The organism is Pelagibacterium xiamenense, assembly GCF_021166475.1.
Classification (GTDB): Bacteria; Pseudomonadota; Alphaproteobacteria; order Rhizobiales; family Devosiaceae; genus Pelagibacterium; species Pelagibacterium xiamenense.
On record NZ_JAJOYS010000001.1, the window covers coordinates 1,014,158 to 1,034,358 of the forward strand.

Consider the following 20,201-nt stretch of genomic DNA (forward strand, 5'->3'; position numbering starts at 1 on the left):
AGTTATCTTGAGATATAAATATCTTATGGAACAAGATAATTCAAATGGCAAGCCCGCCGACAGGGCCGCGGCGCTCAAGTCCGCCATCCGGCACGATCAGGTCGCGACCTCGCTGTTTGACGAGACTTTCGCCGCGTTTCTCGGCATCGATCCCAATGGCGGACGGTGTCTTGAGATCATGAGCCTCGCTGGCCGCGTCACCGCCGGGCAACTCGCCGAGGAGGCGCGGCTGACCACGGGTGCCGTGACCGGCGTCGTCGACCGCCTCGAGCGCGCCGGCTACGCGCGCCGCGTCCGCGACCAGGCGGACCGCCGCAAGGTGTGGATCGAACCCACGGAGCTTGCGGGACGGATAGCGGCGCGCCTGTTCAGCCAGTTTGCGGATATAGGCGTCCTCATCACCGAATATTTCACCGAGGAGGAGATCGGTGCGATCACGCGCTTCATCGAAATGAACACCGCCATCAACAAGGAACGCACGCGCCTGTTGATGCAACATATGGTGCCCCCCGAGGGCACAAGCGAGGATCGGATCGTGGAAGCCCGCGCGTTCGAGCGCGACACGCAGATCATGACGCGTAAGGCGCAGGCCGCCTGCAAGGCTGGAAAACCCATCAGCGACGAGACGTTTGAGGAGCAGTAGGGGCTACTCCGCCGCCTCGGTCTCCTTGCGCTCCGAGCCCGGCAAATTGCCCATCGATTCCGCGATGTGCGTCACGAGCGCATCGTAAATCCCGCCATAGGCATGCGAGGCGCGCAGAAGCGCGATTTGCGCATCCTGAAGCCGCGGGAGGTTTTGCTCCTCGCCCACCACCCGCATGCCCGGCTGCAGCGCGCTTTCCGGCAGGAAGCCGACCGCAAGGTCGGAAAGCACCGCGCTGGTGATCGCCATGGCGTTGGACGAGGTATAGGCGATGCGGAAGTCGCGGTTGATCCGCGAGAGCGCATCGACCGCGTCGGCACGCCAGATGCAGAAATTAGGGCCGCATGCGAGCGGCAGGGGATCGGTCGCGAGCGCGCGTCCGCCATGGCTGGCCACCCAGAACATCTTTTCGGTGCGGAAAAGCTCGCCGAACTCGTGCATCGTACCCTGCGTGAAGACGATGATGTCGAACCGCCCCTCGCGCATGCCCTTGAGCAATACCTCCGAGGGCTGGCAACTCACGTCCACGGTGATCTTGGGATGCGTGCGCTGGAAGCTTGAAAGCAGGATGGGCAGGAGTTTGACCGCATAATCGTCAGGCACGCCGAACCGGATGTTGCCTGAAAGGTCGCCTTCCGAGAACATGTCGATGATCTCGGCATTGATCTTGAGCATGCGCCGCGCGCGGGCGTAAAGCCCTTCGCCCTCGGTGGTGAGGGCAACCCGCCGCCCGTCGCGCGCGAAAAGCGGCTGCCCCAGCCGCTCCTCAAGCCTTTTGATCTGCATCGAGACCGCCGACTGGGTCTTGTAAACACGCTTTGCCGCCTCGGTGAAACTCCCGCAATCGGCGATCGCGCAGAAGGTCTGAAGCTGGTCGAGATCGAGTGGCGCTGCCATCGCGCAATTCCATCACATTTTTTGATTAGAAAGATGAAATCTATTTGTTTGAATTATGTGGCGCAAGTGCCTATCTCCCACCTTGCATGATGATCCGGACGTAGCGCCCCTATTAAAGACGACTAGTCCGATCGGTTGAGTAACAGTGCCCGGCCACGCCGGGCGCGCGGTGTCTTGCGCCCGCGCGGTGCCAGATGGAGTTGATCGATGGCCTGGTTTTTTGGTAAATCCCGCAAGGGTTCCGGCATGCGGCGGTCCACCCTTGCTTCCCTGATGCGTATGGATGCGGCTCAGCTCAGCGATATGGGCCTGACCCATCACGATGTTGCAGAGGCTCTGCGCCACCCCGGCATTGCCGCTGGTGCATTCCTCGATGCGCGCCGCAACGCGCGCGCAGCCGAATGGCTTCGGTGACCCCTTGCCGATAGCCTGATGGCGGGCCTTTCGTCCGTTCGCGTTTTTGCCGGCGCGGCAGGCACCTCCAACAAGAGGCCCCCACCCCAACAAGGTTGAATTTGCCTTTGGCCTTGTTTTCTAGCCCCGAAGCCGGACCTTTTGGTCCGGCTTTTTGTTTTTCGCGCGTGGTCGATGCGCCCGCTTTACGGCAGCGCGGCAAAACCCTCTTCAAAGCCGCTGAGCGACACGGGGATACCGATGCCTTCCTCGGGGGTACGGAAGATGATGAAAATGCCCGTCTCGCCGTTCGAGAGCCTTTCGATCAGCGCATCGTCCATCACAACTTCGGCGACGCACCCGTTGGGCAGGCAGCGAACAAATGCGACGCGGCCCTGGTCCTCGCCGTCGATATTGAGGCCCAGCCCGTTGGGCAGCAATACCCCCAGCGGCGCGAGCACGCGCAACAGGCGCGCTTCTCCGTCGGCGGTTTTCATGACGATGACCGACAGCGCGACATTGGGCTGATCCTCGGCGGTGACGTTCTGGATGAGCGCGCATTGCTCCTCGCTCGCCCCGGGCAGCATGTCGCAGCTCATCTGCCAGTCCCCGTGCTGGGCGCGCACCGTGCCTTGCGCCTGCGCGGGCTGGGCAAAAAGCGCCGCGGCGATGAGGCCGATCCCGATGAGAAGCGCCGAAAGCGGAATGGTCATACGCGTCACGAATTCTCTCCTGCCGAACGGTCCGACTATATGCCGAGTCGGCCCCCATGGTTTCGCCTTTGTGTCCAAGGCGCAACCGCCTTTGTCAATCCGGTCCCAGCGCTTGGGGCACAACTGCGGCGTGCATGAGGCGGAAACGGCGCAATATGACGCACGAACGATGGCTCATGCTCAATTGCCTTCATTCCCCGGATGTGGTTTAGCTGGCCCACGAGAAAACCCTGCACCCTGCATCTGAGTCGGGCGCGTGCGGCTTTTTGCTATGCGTGGGACGGTTCGGGTGCTGGGGGCAAATAAAAACATTGAAGGTTCAGGAGAGATCCAGGTGACAGGATTTTCTTTCCGTCTCGCTAAGGCCTCGCTCGCGGCACTCGCCGCATTCTCCCCCGCTGCCGCCATGGCGCAGGATGGATTTGCGGCCCCGGGACAGATTGGCTTGCAGACGTCGGTTACCCCCATCATGGACTCCATCACGGTGTTCCATGACAACCTGTTGATGTGGATCATCACGGCGATCACGCTCTTCGTTCTGGCGCTCCTGATCTGGGTCATCGTGCGGTACAACCATCGTGCCAACCCCACACCCTCCAAGACGACCCACAACACGCTTGTCGAGATCGTCTGGACGGTGGTGCCCATCCTGATCCTCATCGTCATCGCGATCCCGTCCTTCGGCGTTCTGGCCGATCAGGAAACCATCCCCGATGGTGAGCGCGGTTATCTGGGTGCCAATATCTTCTCGAGTGGCGAAGTTGCCGTGCCTGCGCCGGAGCTGACCATCAAGGCGACCGGGTATCAGTGGTACTGGGGCTACGAGTACATGGACGACGGCGTCAATTTCGCCTCGATCATGCTCAACGACGAAGAGCGCGCCTCAGAAAAGCCCGACGAACCCCGTCTCCTGGCGGTCGATCAGGAACTCGTCGTTCCGGTCGACACGACCGTGCGTGTCCTCGTGACCGCGGGTGACGTTATTCACGCCTTCGCAGTGCCCTCCTTCGGCATCAAGGTCGACGCGGTGCCCGGGCGGAACAACGAAACCTGGTTCTACGCCCGCGAAACCGGGATGTATTATGGCCAGTGTTCGGAATTGTGCGGCAAGGACCACGCTTTCATGCCGATCGCCGTGCGCGTCGTCACCCAGGAGCAGTACGATGCCTGGATCGCGCAGGCGGGCGAGGGCGACCTGGCCGGGGCCAACGCGCTTCTTGCGCAGGCCGAGTGAAGATTGAGTGAGGAAAAAGAACAATGGCTGACGTGACTCACGACGCTCACGCCGAACACCACGGTGTTCCGACCGGTTGGAAGCGGTACGTCTATTCGACCAACCACAAGGATATCGGCATGCTGTATCTGATCTTCGCCATCGTGGCGGGGATCATCGGCGGCGCGCTTTCGGGCTTCATGCGCTGGGAGCTGGCCGAGCCGGGCATTCAGATCTTCCACGGCCTCGCCGCCATGGCCTACGGTGCCGAGGGCAACGCCGCGATCGACGCCGGCAAGCACATGTTCAATGTGTTCACCACCGCGCACGCGCTCATCATGATCTTTTTCATGGTCATGCCCGCGATGATCGGCGGCTTCGCCAATTACATGGTACCCATCATGATCGGTGCGCCGGATATGGCGTTCCCGCGCATGAACAACATCTCGTTCTGGCTCCTGCCGCCGGCGTTCATCCTCCTGCTGATGTCGATGTTCTTCGAAGGCCCTCCGGGCGCCTTCGGGGTCGGCGGCGGCTGGACGATCTACCCGCCGCTCTCGACTTCCGGCCAGCCCGGGCCCGCGATGGATTTCGCGATCCTCGCGCTGCATATCGCGGGTGCCTCTTCGATCCTCGGCGCGATCAACTTCATCACGACGATCTTCAACATGCGTGCCCCCGGCATGACCATGTTCAAGATGCCGCTCTTCCCCTGGGCCGTGCTGATCACCGCGTTCCTGCTGCTGCTCTCGCTGCCGGTCCTTGCGGGTGCCATCACCATGCTCCTGACCGACCGCAATTTCGGAACGACGTTTTTCGATCCGGCCGGCGGCGGTGACCCGATCCTGTTCCAGCACCTCTTCTGGTTCTTCGGGCATCCGGAAGTGTACATCCTGATCCTGCCGGGTTTCGGCATCGTCAGTCACATCGTCTCGACCTTCTCGCGCAAGCCGATCTTCGGCTATCTGGGCATGGTCTACGCGATGATCGCCATCGGTGCTGTCGGCTTTGTCGTGTGGGCGCACCACATGTACACCACCGGCGTTTCGCTCGACACCCAGCGCTATTTCGTCGCTGCGACGATGATCATCGCGGTGCCCACGGGTGTTAAGATCTTCTCGTGGATCGCAACGATGTGGGGCGGTTCGATCCGGTTCACCACGCCCATGCTGTGGGCCGTCGGGTTCATCTTCCTGTTTACGGTCGGCGGTGTGACGGGCGTCGTGCTTGCCAACGCCGGTGCGGACCGGGCGCTGCACGATACCTACTATGTCGTGGCGCACTTCCACTACGTGCTCTCGCTGGGCGCCGTCTTCGCCATCTTTGCGGGCTGGTACTACTGGTTCCCGAAGATGTTCGGGGTGATGTACTCCGAGGCCCTCGGCAAGGCGCACTTCTGGATCATGTTCGTTGGCGTGAACCTGATCTTCTTCCCGCAGCACTTCCTCGGCCTCGCCGGTATGCCGCGCCGTTACGTCGACTATCCCGACAGCTACGCGCTGTGGAACATGGTGTCCTCGATCGGCTATGTGATTACCCTCGTGGCGGTCGGCGTGTTCCTGTGGTCGCTGGTCGATGCATTTGCCAAAAAGCGCAAGGCAGCCGACAATCCGTGGGGTGAAGGGGCGACCACGCTCGAGTGGACGCTGTCCTCGCCACCGCCGTACCACCAGTTCGAAAACCTGCCGCGCTTCACCTGAACCGGCGCTTCGGACGAAACGAACCTTGTGCAACCCGGCCCGCCGGGTTGCACTTTTAGAAAAGCACCGGGACCCTCACTCTTGGCTTTCGTGGAGCACAACGCAAAAACGGCATCGACATCCGCCGGGGGGCGGGTGGAGGATTACGTCGCGCTTTTGAAGCCGCGCGTGATGTCGCTTGTCGTGTTCACGGCCTTCGTGGGCATGCTGGTTGCTCCCGGGGATATTCATCCCTTCATCGGCTTCGTCGCCATCTTGTGCATCGCGGTGGGGGCAGGGGCCTCCGGCGCGCTCAACATGTGGTACGACGCCGATATCGACGCCATTATGAGCCGTACGCTCAACCGGCCGATCCCCTCGGGCCGCGTATCCCGCGACGATGCCCTGGGCTTCGGCCTGACGCTGTCGGCGTTCTCCGTCGGCACGCTGGGACTGGTGACAAACTGGCTTGCTGCCGGTCTTCTGGCGTTTACGATCTTCTTTTACGTCGTCATCTATACGATGTGGCTCAAGCGCTCGACGCCGCAGAACATCGTGATCGGCGGCGCCGCCGGGGCCTTCCCGCCGATGATCGGCTGGGCGGCCGTGACCGGCACCGTCTCCATGGACGCGCTCATCCTCTTCATGATCATCTTCTTGTGGACACCGCCGCACTTCTGGGCGCTGGCGCTCTATAAGAAGGGTGACTACGAGGCTGCCGGCATCCCGATGCTGCCGAACGTCGCTGGCGAGCGCGCGACGCAGAACCAGATCGTCATTTATACCGTACTGCTTACAATCACCGGCTTCGGCCCGGTCCTGACCGGACTCGTGGGCTGGTTCTACGCGATCCCCGCCGCTGTGCTCGGCGCCATTTTCTCGGTTCTGGCCGTCCGCGTGCGCATGGCGAGCGGCGTTGAAATGAAGCGCCGCGCCCGCGTCCTTTTCGCCTATTCCTTGAGCTATCTGTTTGTGCTTTTTGTCGCGCTGCTGGCCGATGTCGGCCTGATCAGGTGGTTCGGGACGGTCTGATGGCGGATGAGGAAAAGAACATGACCCAGGCTGAGATATTCCAGAGACGTCGCCGCCGCCGCTCGATCGCGATCGGGCTGGCGCTGGGCGCGCTGGTTCTCATTTTTTACGCCGTAACCGTCATCAAGCTCGGTCCGGGCGTCTTCGACAGGCCGCTGTGAGGGGACGACGATGACCGCCGCGCACCCTATGCACCGCAAGGTTTCCAATCGGTCCATCGTCCTGATGGCGTCGGGCTTTGTCGCGTTTATGGTGGGCATGTCGTTCGCCGCAGTGCCGCTCTACAACATCTTCTGCGCGGTTACCGGGTATGGCGGCACGACGCAGGCTGCCGAATCCAACCCAAAGGGCGTGATCGACCGGGAAATGGGCGTACGTTTCGATGCCAATATCGACGCCGGACTGCCGCTGCGTGTCGAACCCGCTTCGGTGACGACGAGCAGGATGGGCGAAGTCGAAACGATCGTCTACCGCGCCACGAACCTTTCGAGCGAACCGCTCTCGACGACCGCGAGCTTCAACGTGACGCCGCCGACCACAGGCATCTATTTCAACAAGATCGAATGCTTCTGCTTTACCGAGCAGACGATTCCACCCCATACCACGGTGGAGATGCCCGTAACCTATTTCGTCGATCCCGACCTTGATTCCGACGACGGTCTGCGCACGATCCAGCAGATCACGCTCTCTTACACCTTTCACAAAAATTGATGGGGAACATCTAAATCATGGCAGCTACCAAGAACCATGACTACCATCTGGTCGATCTGAGCCCCTGGCCCTTCTTCGGGTCGGTCGCGGCGCTCGTGATGGCCATCGGCGGTATTTTCTTCATGCACGGCTCGCCCCCCTGGATGTTTTTGGCCGGGCTTGCGGGCGTTCTTTATGTCATGTTCGCCTGGTGGTCGGACGTGGTGAGGGAAGCCGAAACCGGCTACCACACGCCGGTCGTCCAGCTGCACCACCGCTACGGCATGATCCTTTTCATCGCCTCGGAAGTGATGTTCTTCGTGGCGTGGTTCTGGGCCTATTTCGATGCCTCCTGGTACCCTGGTGAAGCCGTTCAGTATGCACGTACGGAGTTCACGGGCGGTCACTGGCCTCCCGAAGGTATCGAGGTCTTCAACCCCTGGCATCTGCCGCTCTTCAATACCCTCGTGCTGCTGCTTTCCGGCACCACGGTGACATGGGCCCACCACGCGTTGCTCGAAGGCGACCGGGATGGGCTCAAATGGGGGCTTCTGCTCACGGTCTTGCTCGGGGTCCTGTTCTCCGGCGTGCAGCTCCTCGAATACTCCGAGGCGCCGTTCTCCTTCTCGGGCAATATTTACGGCGCGACCTTCTTCATGGCGACGGGTTTCCACGGCTTCCACGTCTTCATCGGGACGATCTTCCTGCTCGTCTGTCTCCTGCGCGCGATGGCGGGGCAGTTCACGACCAAGCAGCATCTCGGTTTTGAGTTCGCCGCCTGGTACTGGCACTTCGTTGACGTTGTGTGGCTGTTCCTTTTCGCGTCGATCTACGTATTCGGTTCCATTGGTGCCGTGGGCATCCATTAAACCAACGCGAAAGGCCGGGGGCCTGCGGGCTCCCGGCGCACCTCAATGAGCGATACGCAGCTTTCCCCCATCGCAACCGGTCTCGCGGGGCGCTGCCCCAGATGCGGTGAGGGGCGCCTGTTCTCCGGCTTCCTCGGCGTCGCCGACAAATGCGATAGCTGCGGGCTCGATTATTCGTTCGCCGACAGCGGCGACGGCCCGGCCGTCCTCATCATGTTCCCCGTGGGGACCATCGTGGTCCTCCTCTGGCTCATCACCGACGCGTTGTTCGGCTTCCCGTTCATAGTGCACATCGCTCTGTGGTCGCTAACGACCATCGCGCTTTCGATCGCGCTCTTGCGCCCCTTCAAGGGCGTGATGATCAACCTGCAGTATAAAGCCGGCGCCCGCCCCGGCGGCGGACCGGGGGATATGGAAGGCTGATGGCCGCCTCTACCGCGCCGGCTCGCAGGTTCGGCTCGCTGGGCCAGTGGACGTTCGTCGTCTTCATGGTGCTTCTGATGGCCCTGTTCGTGACGCTGGGCACCTGGCAGGTTCAGCGCCTCGCGGAAAAAGAAGCGCTCATCGCGCGCGTCGAGGCGCGTTTCAACGAGACGCCGGCCGCTTTTCCGCCCGCCGACACGTGGTCCTCGCTCGACCCTGAAGCCCTCGACTATCGTCCTTTCGGCGCCTCGGGCACGTTCAGGCACGATCTCACGGTTCTTGTCTTCGATAACCTCACCGATGCAAACGGTCAGTTCTCCGGGCCGGGCTACTGGGTCATGGCGCCGCTCGAGACCCGCGACGGCGGCGTCCTGTGGGTCAATCGCGGGTTCGTGCCCGAAAGCCAGGCCGCCGCATTCGCGAACGGCGGGCTCGCCACCGAGGGCGAAATCACCATTCAGGGGATTGCCAGGCGTCCCCAGCAGGCCAACCCCTTCACGCCGGGCCCCGAGGTCGCGAAACGTCGCGAATGGGTGCGTGATCCCGAGCGGCTTGACCTGTTCCTGCCCGAGGGGATGGGACCAGCAGCGCCGGTGACACTCGATCAGGTCGCGGGCGCGCCCGGTAGCCTGCCGCAGGGCGGGGAAACGCAGATTGTGTTCCCAAACCGGCACCTCGAATACGCCGGCACCTGGTTCGGCTTCGCGCTCGTTACCCTCGTCATGCTCGGCTACTGGATCTGGCGCCAGCGCCACCCGGGAAATCTTGCCGAACGGGACAATGGCAATTAGGGTGCGCCGAAAACAATAAGGGTTCCTCTTTCATGCGGTATGTCAGCACGCGCGGTCAGGCGCCGGCCTTGGGGTTTTGTGACGCTGTTCTGGCCGGCCTCGCCCGCGACGGCGGTCTTTATGTCCCCGAAAGCTGGCCGCAATTCACCGCCGAGGAGATGCACAATTTCGCCAACCGGCATTATGAGGACGTCGCGCTCGCGGTGATTTCGCGCTTTGTCGGCGACGAAATCCCCGCCCAGATCCTCAAGACGATGGTCAAGGAAGCCTATCAGAGCTTCAACCATCCCTCGATCACCCCGCTCGTCGAACTCGAGCCCGGCCATTTCGTGCTCGAGCTCTGGCACGGCCCGACGCTCGCGTTCAAGGACGTGGCGATGCAGTTCCTCGCCCGCGTGATGGACTATATCCTCGGCGAACGCGGCCAGCGCGCGACGATTATCGGCGCGACCTCGGGCGACACGGGTTCGGCCGCCATAGAGGCCTTCAAGGGCCGCGCGAATACCGACATCTTCATTCTTCACCCCAAGGGCAGGACCTCCGCCGTCCAGCGCCGGCAGATGACGACCGTGTCGGATGCCAACGTTCATAACATTGCCCTCGAAGGCACGTTCGACGATTGCCAGGCCATCGTCAAAGACCTCTTCGCCGACCACGCCTTCACGGACGCAGCCAAGCTTTCGGGCGTCAATTCCATCAACTGGGGCCGCATCGTCGCCCAGATCGTCTACTACTTTACGTCGGCCATTGCGCTGGGTGCCCCGCACCGCCCGGTCACTTTCTGCGTGCCGACGGGCAATTTCGGCGACATTTTCGCCGGCTATTGCGCGAAGAAAATGGGCCTGCCGATCGAAAAGCTGATCGTTGCGACCAATTCCAACGACATCCTGCGCCGCGCCATCAAGGTCGGCCGCTACGACAAGCGTGGCGTTATCCCCACGGCCAGCCCGTCGATGGATATCGAGGTCTCGTCCAATTTCGAGCGGCTGCTGTTCGAAGCGCTCGACAGGGACGGCGAAAAGACCGCCGCGCTCTTTTCCGGGCTCAAGCAGTCCGGCGGTTTCGCCATCCCCGGCGTCGCGCTGGAGACCATCCGCAGCGACTTCGGCGCCGGCATGGCCGACGAGACCGCGACGTCCAACATCATTCGCGACGTTTACGCGCATTCGTCATATCTGATCGACCCGCACACGGCGGTCGGCGTCGCGGTCGGGCGCGGGTTCAATTTCGGTCACACGCCCATCATCACGCTGTCCACGGCGCACCCGGCCAAGTTCCCGGAAGCCGTCGAGGCGGCCACCGGCGTCCATCCGGCCTTGCCCTCACGCCTTGGCGACCTAAATAATCGCGAGGAGCGCTTTACGGTGCTGGCCAACGACGCATCCGCCGTGGAAGATTTCATTCGCGCAAAGACACGCGCCTGGGAGGACTAGAATTTTGACAGTAGCAAGCACGACCCTCGACAACGGCATGACTGTGATCACCGACACCATGCCGCACCTGGAAAGCGCCGCGATGGGCGTCTGGGTGAAGTCCGGGTCGCGCAGCGAGAGGCACGACCAGCACGGCATTTCGCATCTTCTCGAGCACATGGCCTTCAAGGGCACCAAGAAACGCTCGGCCCGGGAGATCGCGGAGGCCATCGAGTCTGTGGGCGGGGATATCAACGCGGCGACGTCGATCGAGCACACGGGCTATTTCGCGCGTATCCTCAAGGACGACGTGCCCCTTGCCGCCGACATCCTCTCGGACATCTTGCAGAATTCGGTTTTCGACGAGAAGGAACTTGCGCGCGAACAGCACGTCATCGTCCAGGAAATCGGCGCCTCCCAGGACGATCCCGACGACCACGTCTTCGACCTTTTCCAAAGCGCCGCTTACCCCGAACAGCCGATCGGCCGCACGATTCTGGGTACCGCCGATACGGTGCGCAGCTTCGATACGGGTTCGGTGCGGGCCTATATGGACAGCCACTACGTCGGCGATCATATGGTGGTCTCGGCCGCCGGCAATGTGAACCACGACCAACTCGTCGACATCGTCAGCGACCGCTTCCACAACCTCAAACCCACCGGTGCGCCCGAGCCCGACCGCGCGAGCTACAAAGGCGGCGACAAGCGCGAGGATTCCGATCACGAGCAGGCCCATATCGTGCTCGGGCTCGAAGGCCGCGCTTACAACACCGACGGCTTTTATGCCGCGCAGGTCCTTGCAACCATCCTCGGCGGCGGCATGAGCTCGCGGCTGTTCCAGGAGGTCCGCGAGCGCCGCGGCCTGTGCTATTCGGTCTATGCCTTTCATTGGGCCTTCGCCGATAGCGGCGTCTTCGGCCTTGCCGCGTCGACCGGCGGCGACGAGGTCGGCGACCTGATGCCCGTGCTGCTCGAAGAGTTGCAAAAGGCCGCGTTGGACATCACCGAGGAAGAAGTGATGCGCGTGCGTGCGCAAATCCGGGCGGGGCTCCTGATGTCGCTCGAAAGCCCGTCCTCCCGCGCCGGCCAGCTCGCGCGCCAGCAGATATTGTGGGGCCGCCCGATCCCGCTGCAGGAAACGGTCGACCGCATCAACCGGATCGACGCGGAGCGCGTCAAGCACGTGGCCGGGCAGATCCTCTCGGCGGCCAACCCCTCGGTTGCGAGCATCGGGCCGGTCCACAAGATGCCCGACTATGCAGCTATCGCTTCGAACTTCAAATAGCGGCGGCCGGCGGGTGTTCGGTTTTGCCGTCATGCGCCAGCCAACGCCCGTTATCGAAGGCGATGGCCTGCTTCTGCGCTGCCCCCATCAGTCCGACCATATCGAATGGCGCGCGCTGCGCGTAAAGAGTCGCAAATTCCTCACACCCTACGAGCCGCGCTGGTCCGACGCCGAGCTGTCCGCGCGCAATTTTGCAGCCCGCGTCCGCCGCAATCGGCGCGATGCGATGTTGGGGACCGAGTACGCATTCTTCATCTTCACCCACATTGGCAAGCGTCTGACCCTCGTTGGCGGCCTGACGCTGTCCAACGTCCGCCGCCGCGCCGCCCAGAATGTGACGCTCGGCTATTGGATGGGTGCCGATTACGCGGGAAAAGGCATTATGACGCGCTCGGTTGCCCTGATCTTGCCTTTTGTGTTCGACACCTTGGCCCTCCACCGCATCGAAGCGGCCTGCCTGCCGGACAACGATGCCTCGCGGCGGGTTCTCAAAGCGAACGGATTTAAGGAAATCGGCATAGCCGAGCATTACTTGCAGATAAACGGCGCCTGGCGTGATCATATGCTGTTTGCGCTCACGCGAGAGCATTACGACGCTCTTGCCGGTTAAGAACGCTTCGCCCGCGGTTGCCAAGCCGGGCGAAACGCCGTTACCAAAGAGTAAATTTCAGGATTTATGAGTTTAATGCGCACAACCCTTTCCCGCCTGCTGATCACGATTGCCGTCATGGTCGTGACGCTGGCTGGAATGGTGAGCCAGGCGGCTGCGTTCGAGGTCATCGCGGTGCCCGAGGGAATCAACGCGCTGAACCTTGCCGCTGGCGTCGATATTCTCGAAGGCGAGGACGGGCGCGTGCAATTGAGCACGGCGCCGGGTGACGATGGGATTATCCGACGCATTGAAGTCGTCGCCGTCGACCCTGAAGCCGATCCCAACTTCGCGGCCTTCGCTCTGCGCAACGAGGGCGACGCGCAGATCGAACGCCTGCTTGTTGCGCCCTTCTTCCGCCTGCCCGGGTCGGGGGTCTTCCTGCCCGATCTCGGCGGCGCGCGGGTCAATGCGCTCACCCCGTCCCAGGGGCTGCGCCCGGCACGCGTGCCGGACCGCGAGGCCGATGTCTTCGAAATCGTGCTCGACCCCGGCGCCACGGTAACGCTCGTTGCGGAACTCGCGGGCGACGACCTGCCCGAGCTTTACCTCTGGGAGCCGGACGCCTATCGCGACTACGTCAACTCCTTCACGCTGTTCCGGGGCACGGTGCTGGGCATTTCCTCGCTTGCCGCCGTGTTCCTCACCATCATGTTCGTCGTCAAGGGCAGGGGCGTATTCCCGGCCACCGCAGCGCTTGCCTGGGCCGTGCTCGCCTACCTCCTCGTCGACTTCGGCATTCTCGGACAGCTGCTCGGCACCGGAAACCAGGCCGTCCAGACCTGGCGCGCCGCCGCTGAGGCAGGGCTTGCAATCACGCTGTTCGCGTTCTTGTTCATCTATCTCAACCTGCACCGGTGGCACATCCGGTTCACCCATCTTGCGCTCGGCCTTTCGGCCATCTTCCTGGCGTTGCTGGGCTACGCCTTCATAGACCCGGTCATCGCCGCCGGCATTGCCCGCACCTCGCTGGCGCTTATCGGGCTTTTAGGCCTGTTTCTCATCGCGCTTCTATCCATCCGCGGCTACGACCGTGCGATCCTGCTCGTGCCGACCTGGGTCATCTACCTTGCCTGGCTCGCCTATGCCTGGATGGTTGTCACCGGCCAGGTCTCCAACGACGTTGCGCAATCGGCCGTTGCCGGCGGGCTGGTACTCATCGTCATGCTCCTGGGCTTTACGGCGATCCAGCACGCCTTTTCCGACGGCCAGGTGTCGATCGGCGCGCTATCGGAAGTCGAACGCCGCGCGCTCGCGCTCACCGGCTCCGGCGATTTCGTCTTCGACTGGAATATCGACCGCGACAGGGTCAACGTCTCCGACGAGCTCGCAACGCGCCTGGGCGAGCGCAAGGGGGCGCTGCGCGGTGCGATCAAGCGTTGGCTCGACCGCATTCATCCCGAGGACCGCGACCGCTTCCGCACCGCGCTCGATACCCTGGTCGAGCTCAAACGCGGCAAGGTCAATTCCGACATCCGCGTCGCCGGTTTCGACGGCAATTACCGGACGTTCAAGATGCGGGTAAAACCGGTCCTTGGCAGCGACAGCCAGGTGATCCGCATCGTCGGCACGCTCCACGACGTCACCGACGAGCGGGCGGCGCGCGAACGGCTTCTGCACGACGCCGTCCACGACAGCCTCACCGGGCTGCCCAACCGGCAGCTGCTCCTCGACCGCCTCGAACGCGCCCTCATGCGCTCGCGTGAGTTCGACGAGGTGAAGCCCGCAGTCTTTCTCATCGACATCGACAAGTTCACCGATATCGACGAACGCATTGGCCATATGGCAGCCGATTCCGTCGTCCTTGGCATTTCGCGCCGGCTGTCGCGCCTTCTGCGTCCGCTCGACACGCTTGCCCGCGTCAGCGGCGACCAGTTCGCCGTCATCCTCTTGTCGGAGCAATCCGCCAGCCAGATCGCCGAGGTCGCCGAACAGCTGCGCAAGGCACTCCGCACGCCCTTCAATTTCGGCGACCGCGACCTGTCCCTTACCGCATCGATCGGCATCACGATCTACGACAACCGCCCCGTTTCCGCCGAAGACGTCCTGCGTGACGCCGAACTCGCCATGCACTACGCCAAGCGTCATGGGGGTGACCGCATAGAGGCGTTCCGCGCGGCCACGCGCTCGATAGCGGTTTATGCGCAGGCGATGGAGGACGATCTCGAACAGGCGCTCGACAATGGCGACCTGCAGCTCCTTTACCAACCCATCGTCGACATGCATAACGAGGCGGTCGTCGGCGCCGAGGCGCTGATGCGCTGGAATCATCCCGAGCGCGGACCGGTGAGCCCCAGCGCGTTCATCCCGCTTGCCGAACGCACCGGTCAGATCGAGAAGCTCGGCCGTCTCGCCTTCGAGCAGGCCGCCGAGCAGACCCGGACCTGGATGAACGAACCGGGTCTTGGCGAGCGTTTCTTCGTTTCGGTCAATCTCTCGGCAGGCCAACTGACCAGCGAAAGCCTGCTCGCGGACATTCGCGGGCTCATGCGCGAATATCGCGGCGTTGCCAGGCACATGAAGCTCGAGGTGACCGAAAGCCAGATCATGAGCAATCCCGAGCACGCGGTTTATATGCTCAAGGCTTTCAAGGAATTGGGCCTTGGCCTGGCGCTCGACGATTTCGGCACCGGCTATTCGTCCCTGGCCTATCTGCACCGCTTCCCCTTCGACACGCTCAAGCTGCCCTCCGCCTTCGTGCAGATCCACGACGACGCCAGCATGTCGCACACCCAGGTGCCGATCATTTCCTCGGTGGTGGCGCTGGCGCGCGATCTCGATATCGGATTGATCGCCGAAGGCGTGGAAACGGCCGAAGAGGCGGAGCGCCTCAAATCGCTGAACTGCCGGTACGCGCAGGGTTATATTTACGGCGCTCCCATGCCCGCGGACGAATTGCGGCGCAAGCTCAACGGCAAAGGCTAGACCGGCGGGCTAGTTGGGCAGGCTGCTGCCCGGCTGGGGGCTAAGCGTCGCCCGCGTTACACCGATCTTCTTGAGCGCGGCGTCGTAACGTTTGTTAAGAGGGACGGTGAAGAGGAGCTCGTCGGAAAATTCCGCCGTCAGCCAGCCATTCTGCTTGAGTTCGGATTCGAGCTGCCCCGCACCCCAGCCGCAATAGCCCAGCGCCAGAAGGCTCTGCTCGGGCCCGTGCCCTTGCGCGATCGCGCGCAGAACGTCGAGGGTGGCGGTCAGGCACACATTGTCGTCGACGATATAGGAATTGCCATCGCGGAAATAATCCGCCGTATGCAACACGAAGCCGCGGCTCGAATCCACCGGCCCTCCGCGCAGGACGTCCTTGTCGAGCAAGGCATCCGAGACGCGGATTTCCTCCCCGTCGGTGCCCAGGTCGATCTCGTCGAGAATGTCGGAAAAGTGCATATCGGGCAGGGCCTGGTTGATCACCAGGCCCATGGCGCCGTCCTCCCCGTGCGCGACGACGTATATCAGGGTCCCGGCAAACCGTTCGTCGGCCATGTCGGGCGTTGCAATGAGAAACTGACCTTTGAGCGTGTCCATCCTGCCAATCTCTTTCTGCCCGCCGCAGTCTCGATTCTACAGCTAACGAGGCATAAACACAAAGTGTCTAACGATCACGAACCCCTGATCGTTTCGCCCTTGGCGAAATCACTGCCGCCAAGCTATCAAATCCGCCATGAAAATACCGACCGTCATTCTTCTGCTTTTTGCGGTGGCCAGCGGCGCCCATGCAGGCGAGACCGCCTGGCAGCAGGTCGACGAAAACGCCAGATTACGGCTCGTCTTTTCGGACACCCGCGAACCTGACGGCAGCACATGGGCTGCCATCGAAATCGACATGCCGTCCAATACGAAGACCTATTGGCGCGTCCCCGGGGAAACCGGCATTCCCCTCCAGCTGGATGTCGGCGGCTCGGACGGCATCGACGGGTTCGACATCGTCTGGCCATTCCCCGTTCGCGAAACCGACAAGGGCTATCTCGACCACGTTTATTACGGCCATGTCGTCCTGCCCGTCCGGCTTCAAGCCACAAGCGATACGCCGTTTCTCGAGATCGAGATGACGCTCGGGGTGTGCTCGGACGTCTGCGTTCCGGTCGTTGCGGGCTTTTCCCACCAGCTTTCGTTTCGCCGGGCTGATGCCGGGCATGCCCTGCGTATCCGTCAGGCACTTGCCGAGGCGCCGTTGCCGTACCCGGGAGAGCTCGAGCCGTTCGGCGAGGCCCATTTCGATCCACAAACGCGCCGCCTTGCCGTTGCGCTGGCCGCCCCGGACTTTCCCCACGAGACGACGATCGCCGACATCCGGGGCGAGTTGACGCTGCTAGGGCCCGGCGAGCCAAGCGGCGACGGCGCTCACCTGCTGTTTCCCGTCTTTGCCAACGGCGGCGCACCCGAACTGGCCGGCAAGAGCGTCACGCTGACATTCATGACCCCGGACGGCCCTTACGAACTCACCCGCCAGATCGGCACGCCCTGATCGGATTTCCCCTCCCGGCGCTCGACGGCGCAGAACAACTGCAATAAGAAAGAGCCGGCAGGGCGCTATGCCCGGCCCGGACCACAATACTAAAGGACCAAAGCATGGCGATTGCACCCGGCCAGCCCATTCCCGCTATTTCTGTCAAACACGTTACCGAGGCTGGGGTCGCTGATGCGAGCACCACGGATATCCTTGGGACCGGCACGGTTGTGATGTTCACCGTCCCGGGCGCCTTCACCCCCACCTGCCATGCCAACCATCTGCCCGGCTATCTGCTCACGGCGGAAGACTTCAAGGCCGCCGGCGTCGACAAGATCGTCTGCGCGACGGCCAACGATCACCACGTCGTCAGGGCCTGGGCCGAAGCCACCGAATCCCTGGGCAGGATCGACTTCATCGCCGACGGGCTGGCCGAGTTCGCCAAGGCGACCGGGCTCGATCGCGATCTCACTGCCGGTGGGCTGGGTACCCGGTTCGGGCGCCACGCGCTGATCATCGTCGATGGCGTCGTTCACACGGTGAACACTGAATCTGCGCCGGGGGAGGTTGTCGAGTCCGGTGCCCCTGCTATGCTCGACGCGCTCAAAGCCCTGTAAGACAAAGGAGCACCGGCCATGACGTTGTCCCTGATCCCGCGCATTCTGACCCCGGTTCTCGCGCTGGCACTTGCCGGATGCTCGATGGGTTCGATGTTCGGCGGCGGCGATCCCGCCCTTGCCGGTGTCACCCCGAGCCAGAGCCAGATCGATTCGGCTGTCGCGGGCGCCATGCCGGCCATCGCCACCGAATGCCCTGAAATCCGGGTGCGCGACGGCGCGGGCTCGTACCGCGTGACGTCGGGCAACGCAGTGCGCTATCAGGCCGTGCTCGACCGGATATCGCGCAACTGCGTGGTCTCGAACGGGCAGATCACCGTAACCATGGGCGCCGTGGGTCGCGTTATCCCGGGGCCCGCATTCAACCAGTCTGCGGTCAATGTGCCCCTGCGTTTCGTCGTCGAGCGTGACGGCATGGCCACCTTCTCCGAGCTTTACAGCATCCCCGTTACCGTCGCGACCAACGCGGCCAACGAGTTCTCCTATACGGTCGAGAATGTCGCGGTGCCCTATGTCGGCGGCGAGGACATCGTTTTCTGGGTCGGCTTCGACAACTAGGCCTGCAAAACACTCTCCGGCGCGGCCCAATCCGCGCCGGAGAGATTGACTCGTGGCCGCCTTTCCTTAAAGGTCGGCCACAAGCAGCGGGAGAGTTCCCGGTTCGAAGGACCGGGACGCCGAAGGAGCAACCGCCCCGGAAACTCTCAGGCACAAGGGACCGCTGCCCGAAATAGAACTCTGGAAAGCGGAAGCGGCATCGCTTCCCACCGAAGGGCGTAGCCGGAACGTTTTAAGCAAGCCGTTCCGGGAAATCTCTCAGGTTGACCGACAGAGGGGGCACCGCGCAGGATACGACTTCGTGTCGGCACGGTGTTTCTCGCGTTGCAACCAGGGAGATCGGCATGGCCGAAGCGCTTACGGGCGAAGCCAACAAGACACCGCTCTATGACCGTCACGTCGCCGCCGGCGGCCGCATGGTCGAATTCGGCGGCTATATGCTACCCGTCCAATACCCCGGCGGTATCGTCGCCGAGCATAACCACACCCGGTCTTCGGCGTCGCTTTTCGACGTCTCCCATATGGGCCAGATCGTCCTCACCGCGCACGACCACGCCGCGGCGGTGAAGGCGCTCGAAACCATCACCCCCGCCGATATCGCCTCGCTCGCGCCCGGCGAAATGCGCTACACCGTGCTGCTCAACGCCAAGGGCGGGATCGAGGACGACCTGATCATCGCCCGCCCGGTCGAGGGCCAGGCCGAGGACGGCGTGATGTATTTGGTGGTCAACGCCGCCCGCAAGCACCACGATTTGCGCTACATGCAGGAAACGTTCGAAGGCGAGGCACGCTTCGAGATGCGGCCCGACCTCGCGCTCATCGCGATCCAGGGCCCCAAGGCTGCCGAAGTGCTCGGCCGGCATACCGATATCGTCGAAAGCCTCGCGTTCATGCAGGCAGCACCCGCGACCGTTGGCGGTATCGAAGCGATGGTCTCGCGCTCGGGCTATACCGGCGAGGACGGCTTTGAGCTTTCGATCGAGCACACCGACGCCGAGGCGCTGTTCGATCTTCTCATTGCCGACGAGCGCGTCAAACCCGCCGGCCTCGGCGCCCGCGACAGCCTGCGGCTCGAAGCCGGGCTCTGCCTCTATGGCCATGACATGAACGAATTCACCGATCCCGTCTCGGCAAGCCTCCTTTTCGCCATCGGCAGGAACCGCCGCACCAAGGGCGGCTTTTTCGGCGACGAGCGCATTCTCAAGAAAATCGCCTACGGCGCGGACGACAAGCGCGTCGGCATCAGGTTCGACGGCCGTCAGCCCGTGCGCGAAGGCGCCGAACTCGTCGACAAGCACGGCAACGTCATAGGCGAAGTGACCTCAGGCACCTTCGGTCCCACCGTCCAGGCCCCCATCGCCATGGGCTACGTCCCCGCCGACGCCGCCGAAATCGGCTCCCCCGTCACCGCACTTGTGCGCGGCAAGCCGATCGCCGGCACCGTCGTCAAAATGCCGTTCGTCCCGCACCGTTACGTGCGCAAACCATAACAACCCGAGGGAACCTCACCATGACCACGCGCTACACTGAAGACCACGAATACGTCCGCGTCGAAGGCAAGACAGGCATTATCGGCATTTCCAACTACGCCCAGGAACAACTCGGTGACATCGTCTTCGTCGAGCTGCCGACCGTCGGCACCAGTTTTAAGAAGGGCGACGAGGCCGCTGTGGTCGAATCCGTCAAGGCCGCGTCCGAGATCTATGCGCCGGTCTCCGGCACGGTCACCGAGGTCAACCAGGCGCTGGGCGACGAACCCGGTCTTATCAACTCCGATCCGTCCAATGGCGGCTGGATCTTCAAGATCGAGCTGTCCGACGAAGCCGAACTCGAAGGTCTCATGGACGAGGCCGCCTATGCCGATCACACCGCCTAAAACGAAAAGGCTGTAAA

The 20,201-nt window shown here is 62.8% G+C and carries 22 protein-coding genes and 1 riboswitch; of the genes, 19 read left to right on the top strand and 3 right to left on the bottom strand.

Annotation, left to right across the window (positions count from 1 at the left end; translation table 11 throughout):
- Positions 1-25 precede the first annotated feature (25 nt).
- Complete coding sequence (locus LSG43_RS04950) at positions 26-643, top strand: MarR family winged helix-turn-helix transcriptional regulator (RefSeq protein ID WP_231801737.1); 618 nt, start codon at positions 26-28, stop codon at positions 641-643.
- A 3-nt stretch (positions 644-646) separates the two neighbouring features.
- Here the strand turns inward: LSG43_RS04950 and LSG43_RS04955 are convergent, their stop codons facing one another.
- On the bottom strand, positions 647-1,540 hold the full coding sequence (locus tag LSG43_RS04955; RefSeq protein ID WP_231801738.1) for a LysR family transcriptional regulator: 894 nt from the start codon (positions 1,538-1,540) through the stop codon (positions 647-649).
- 207 nt (positions 1,541-1,747) lie between these two features.
- On the opposite strand from LSG43_RS04955, the gene LSG43_RS04960 reads away from it, so the two are divergent.
- Positions 1,748-1,954, top strand: a complete 207-nt coding sequence (locus tag LSG43_RS04960) for a hypothetical protein (protein ID WP_231801740.1) — start codon at positions 1,748-1,750, stop codon at positions 1,952-1,954.
- Positions 1,955-2,139: 185 nt separating this feature from the next.
- On the opposite strand, the gene LSG43_RS04965 is transcribed toward LSG43_RS04960, so the two are convergent.
- Positions 2,140-2,646, bottom strand: coding sequence for an invasion associated locus B family protein (locus LSG43_RS04965; protein WP_231802799.1), 507 nt, complete (start codon positions 2,644-2,646; stop codon positions 2,140-2,142).
- Positions 2,647-2,980: 334 nt separating this feature from the next.
- On the opposite strand from LSG43_RS04965, the gene coxB reads away from it, so the two are divergent.
- From coxB to LSG43_RS05025, 12 genes are all read left to right on the top strand, one after another.
- Complete coding sequence (coxB, locus tag LSG43_RS04970) at positions 2,981-3,880, top strand: cytochrome c oxidase subunit II (protein WP_439651999.1); 900 nt, start codon at positions 2,981-2,983, stop codon at positions 3,878-3,880.
- 23 nt (positions 3,881-3,903) lie between these two features.
- Positions 3,904-5,559 (top strand): cytochrome c oxidase subunit I, encoded by a 1,656-nt coding sequence (ctaD, locus tag LSG43_RS04975; protein ID WP_231801742.1) that lies wholly within the window; start codon positions 3,904-3,906, stop codon positions 5,557-5,559.
- Positions 5,560-5,640: 81 nt separating this feature from the next.
- Positions 5,641-6,570, top strand: a complete 930-nt coding sequence (locus LSG43_RS04980) for a heme o synthase (RefSeq protein WP_255714003.1) — start codon at positions 5,641-5,643, stop codon at positions 6,568-6,570.
- A 20-nt stretch (positions 6,571-6,590) separates the two neighbouring features.
- On the top strand, positions 6,591-6,731 hold the full coding sequence (locus LSG43_RS04985; RefSeq protein WP_231801743.1) for a cytochrome c oxidase system small membrane protein: 141 nt from the start codon (positions 6,591-6,593) through the stop codon (positions 6,729-6,731).
- A gap of 10 nt (positions 6,732-6,741) precedes the next feature.
- Positions 6,742-7,281, top strand: coding sequence for a cytochrome c oxidase assembly protein (locus LSG43_RS04990; protein ID WP_231801744.1), 540 nt, complete (start codon positions 6,742-6,744; stop codon positions 7,279-7,281).
- 17 nt (positions 7,282-7,298) lie between these two features.
- A complete protein-coding gene (locus tag LSG43_RS04995) occupies positions 7,299-8,129 on the top strand; it encodes a cytochrome c oxidase subunit 3 (RefSeq protein WP_231801745.1) in 831 nt (276 codons plus the stop codon).
- A gap of 45 nt (positions 8,130-8,174) precedes the next feature.
- Complete coding sequence (locus LSG43_RS05000; RefSeq protein WP_231801746.1) at positions 8,175-8,552, top strand: DUF983 domain-containing protein; 378 nt, start codon at positions 8,175-8,177, stop codon at positions 8,550-8,552.
- A complete protein-coding gene (locus LSG43_RS05005) occupies positions 8,552-9,343 on the top strand; it encodes an SURF1 family protein (RefSeq protein WP_231801747.1) in 792 nt (263 codons plus the stop codon). The genes LSG43_RS05000 and LSG43_RS05005 overlap by 1 nt, the downstream gene beginning before the upstream one ends.
- Positions 9,344-9,375: 32 nt before the next feature.
- Positions 9,376-10,776, top strand: coding sequence for a threonine synthase (thrC, locus tag LSG43_RS05010; RefSeq protein WP_231801748.1), 1,401 nt, complete (start codon positions 9,376-9,378; stop codon positions 10,774-10,776).
- A 4-nt stretch (positions 10,777-10,780) separates the two neighbouring features.
- Entirely contained in the window at positions 10,781-12,040 is a 1,260-nt protein-coding gene (locus tag LSG43_RS05015) for a M16 family metallopeptidase (protein ID WP_231801749.1), read from the top strand.
- Positions 12,041-12,071: 31 nt separating this feature from the next.
- On the top strand, positions 12,072-12,650 hold the full coding sequence (locus tag LSG43_RS05020; RefSeq protein WP_231801750.1) for a GNAT family N-acetyltransferase: 579 nt from the start codon (positions 12,072-12,074) through the stop codon (positions 12,648-12,650).
- Between the two features lie 75 nt (positions 12,651-12,725).
- Positions 12,726-15,614 carry an EAL domain-containing protein gene (locus tag LSG43_RS05025; RefSeq protein ID WP_231801751.1) on the top strand — a complete coding sequence of 963 codons (2,889 nt, stop codon included), beginning with the start codon at positions 12,726-12,728 and terminating at the stop codon, positions 15,612-15,614.
- A gap of 9 nt (positions 15,615-15,623) precedes the next feature.
- Here LSG43_RS05025 and LSG43_RS05030 read toward each other — a convergent pair whose 3' ends face one another.
- On the bottom strand, positions 15,624-16,211 hold the full coding sequence (locus LSG43_RS05030; RefSeq protein WP_231801752.1) for a YqgE/AlgH family protein: 588 nt from the start codon (positions 16,209-16,211) through the stop codon (positions 15,624-15,626).
- 136 nt (positions 16,212-16,347) lie between these two features.
- Here LSG43_RS05030 and LSG43_RS05035 point away from each other — a divergent pair, with 136 nt between their 5' ends.
- The 5 genes from LSG43_RS05035 to gcvH all read left to right on the top strand — a co-directional run bounded on the left by LSG43_RS05035 (position 16,348) and on the right by gcvH (position 20,184).
- Complete coding sequence (locus LSG43_RS05035) at positions 16,348-17,151, top strand: protein-disulfide reductase DsbD domain-containing protein (protein WP_231801754.1); 804 nt, start codon at positions 16,348-16,350, stop codon at positions 17,149-17,151.
- Between the two features lie 104 nt (positions 17,152-17,255).
- Entirely contained in the window at positions 17,256-17,750 is a 495-nt protein-coding gene (locus LSG43_RS05040) for a peroxiredoxin (RefSeq protein WP_231801755.1), read from the top strand.
- Between the two features lie 18 nt (positions 17,751-17,768).
- Positions 17,769-18,308, top strand: coding sequence for a hypothetical protein (locus tag LSG43_RS05045; protein WP_231801756.1), 540 nt, complete (start codon positions 17,769-17,771; stop codon positions 18,306-18,308).
- 77 nt (positions 18,309-18,385) lie between these two features.
- Positions 18,386-18,481, top strand: a riboswitch (glycine riboswitch).
- A gap of 171 nt (positions 18,482-18,652) precedes the next feature.
- Positions 18,653-19,798 (top strand): glycine cleavage system aminomethyltransferase GcvT, encoded by a 1,146-nt coding sequence (gene gcvT, locus LSG43_RS05050; protein WP_231801757.1) that lies wholly within the window; start codon positions 18,653-18,655, stop codon positions 19,796-19,798.
- Positions 19,799-19,818: 20 nt separating this feature from the next.
- A complete protein-coding gene (gene gcvH, locus LSG43_RS05055) occupies positions 19,819-20,184 on the top strand; it encodes a glycine cleavage system protein GcvH (RefSeq protein ID WP_231801758.1) in 366 nt (121 codons plus the stop codon).
- The last annotated feature ends 17 nt before the right edge of the window (positions 20,185-20,201 follow it).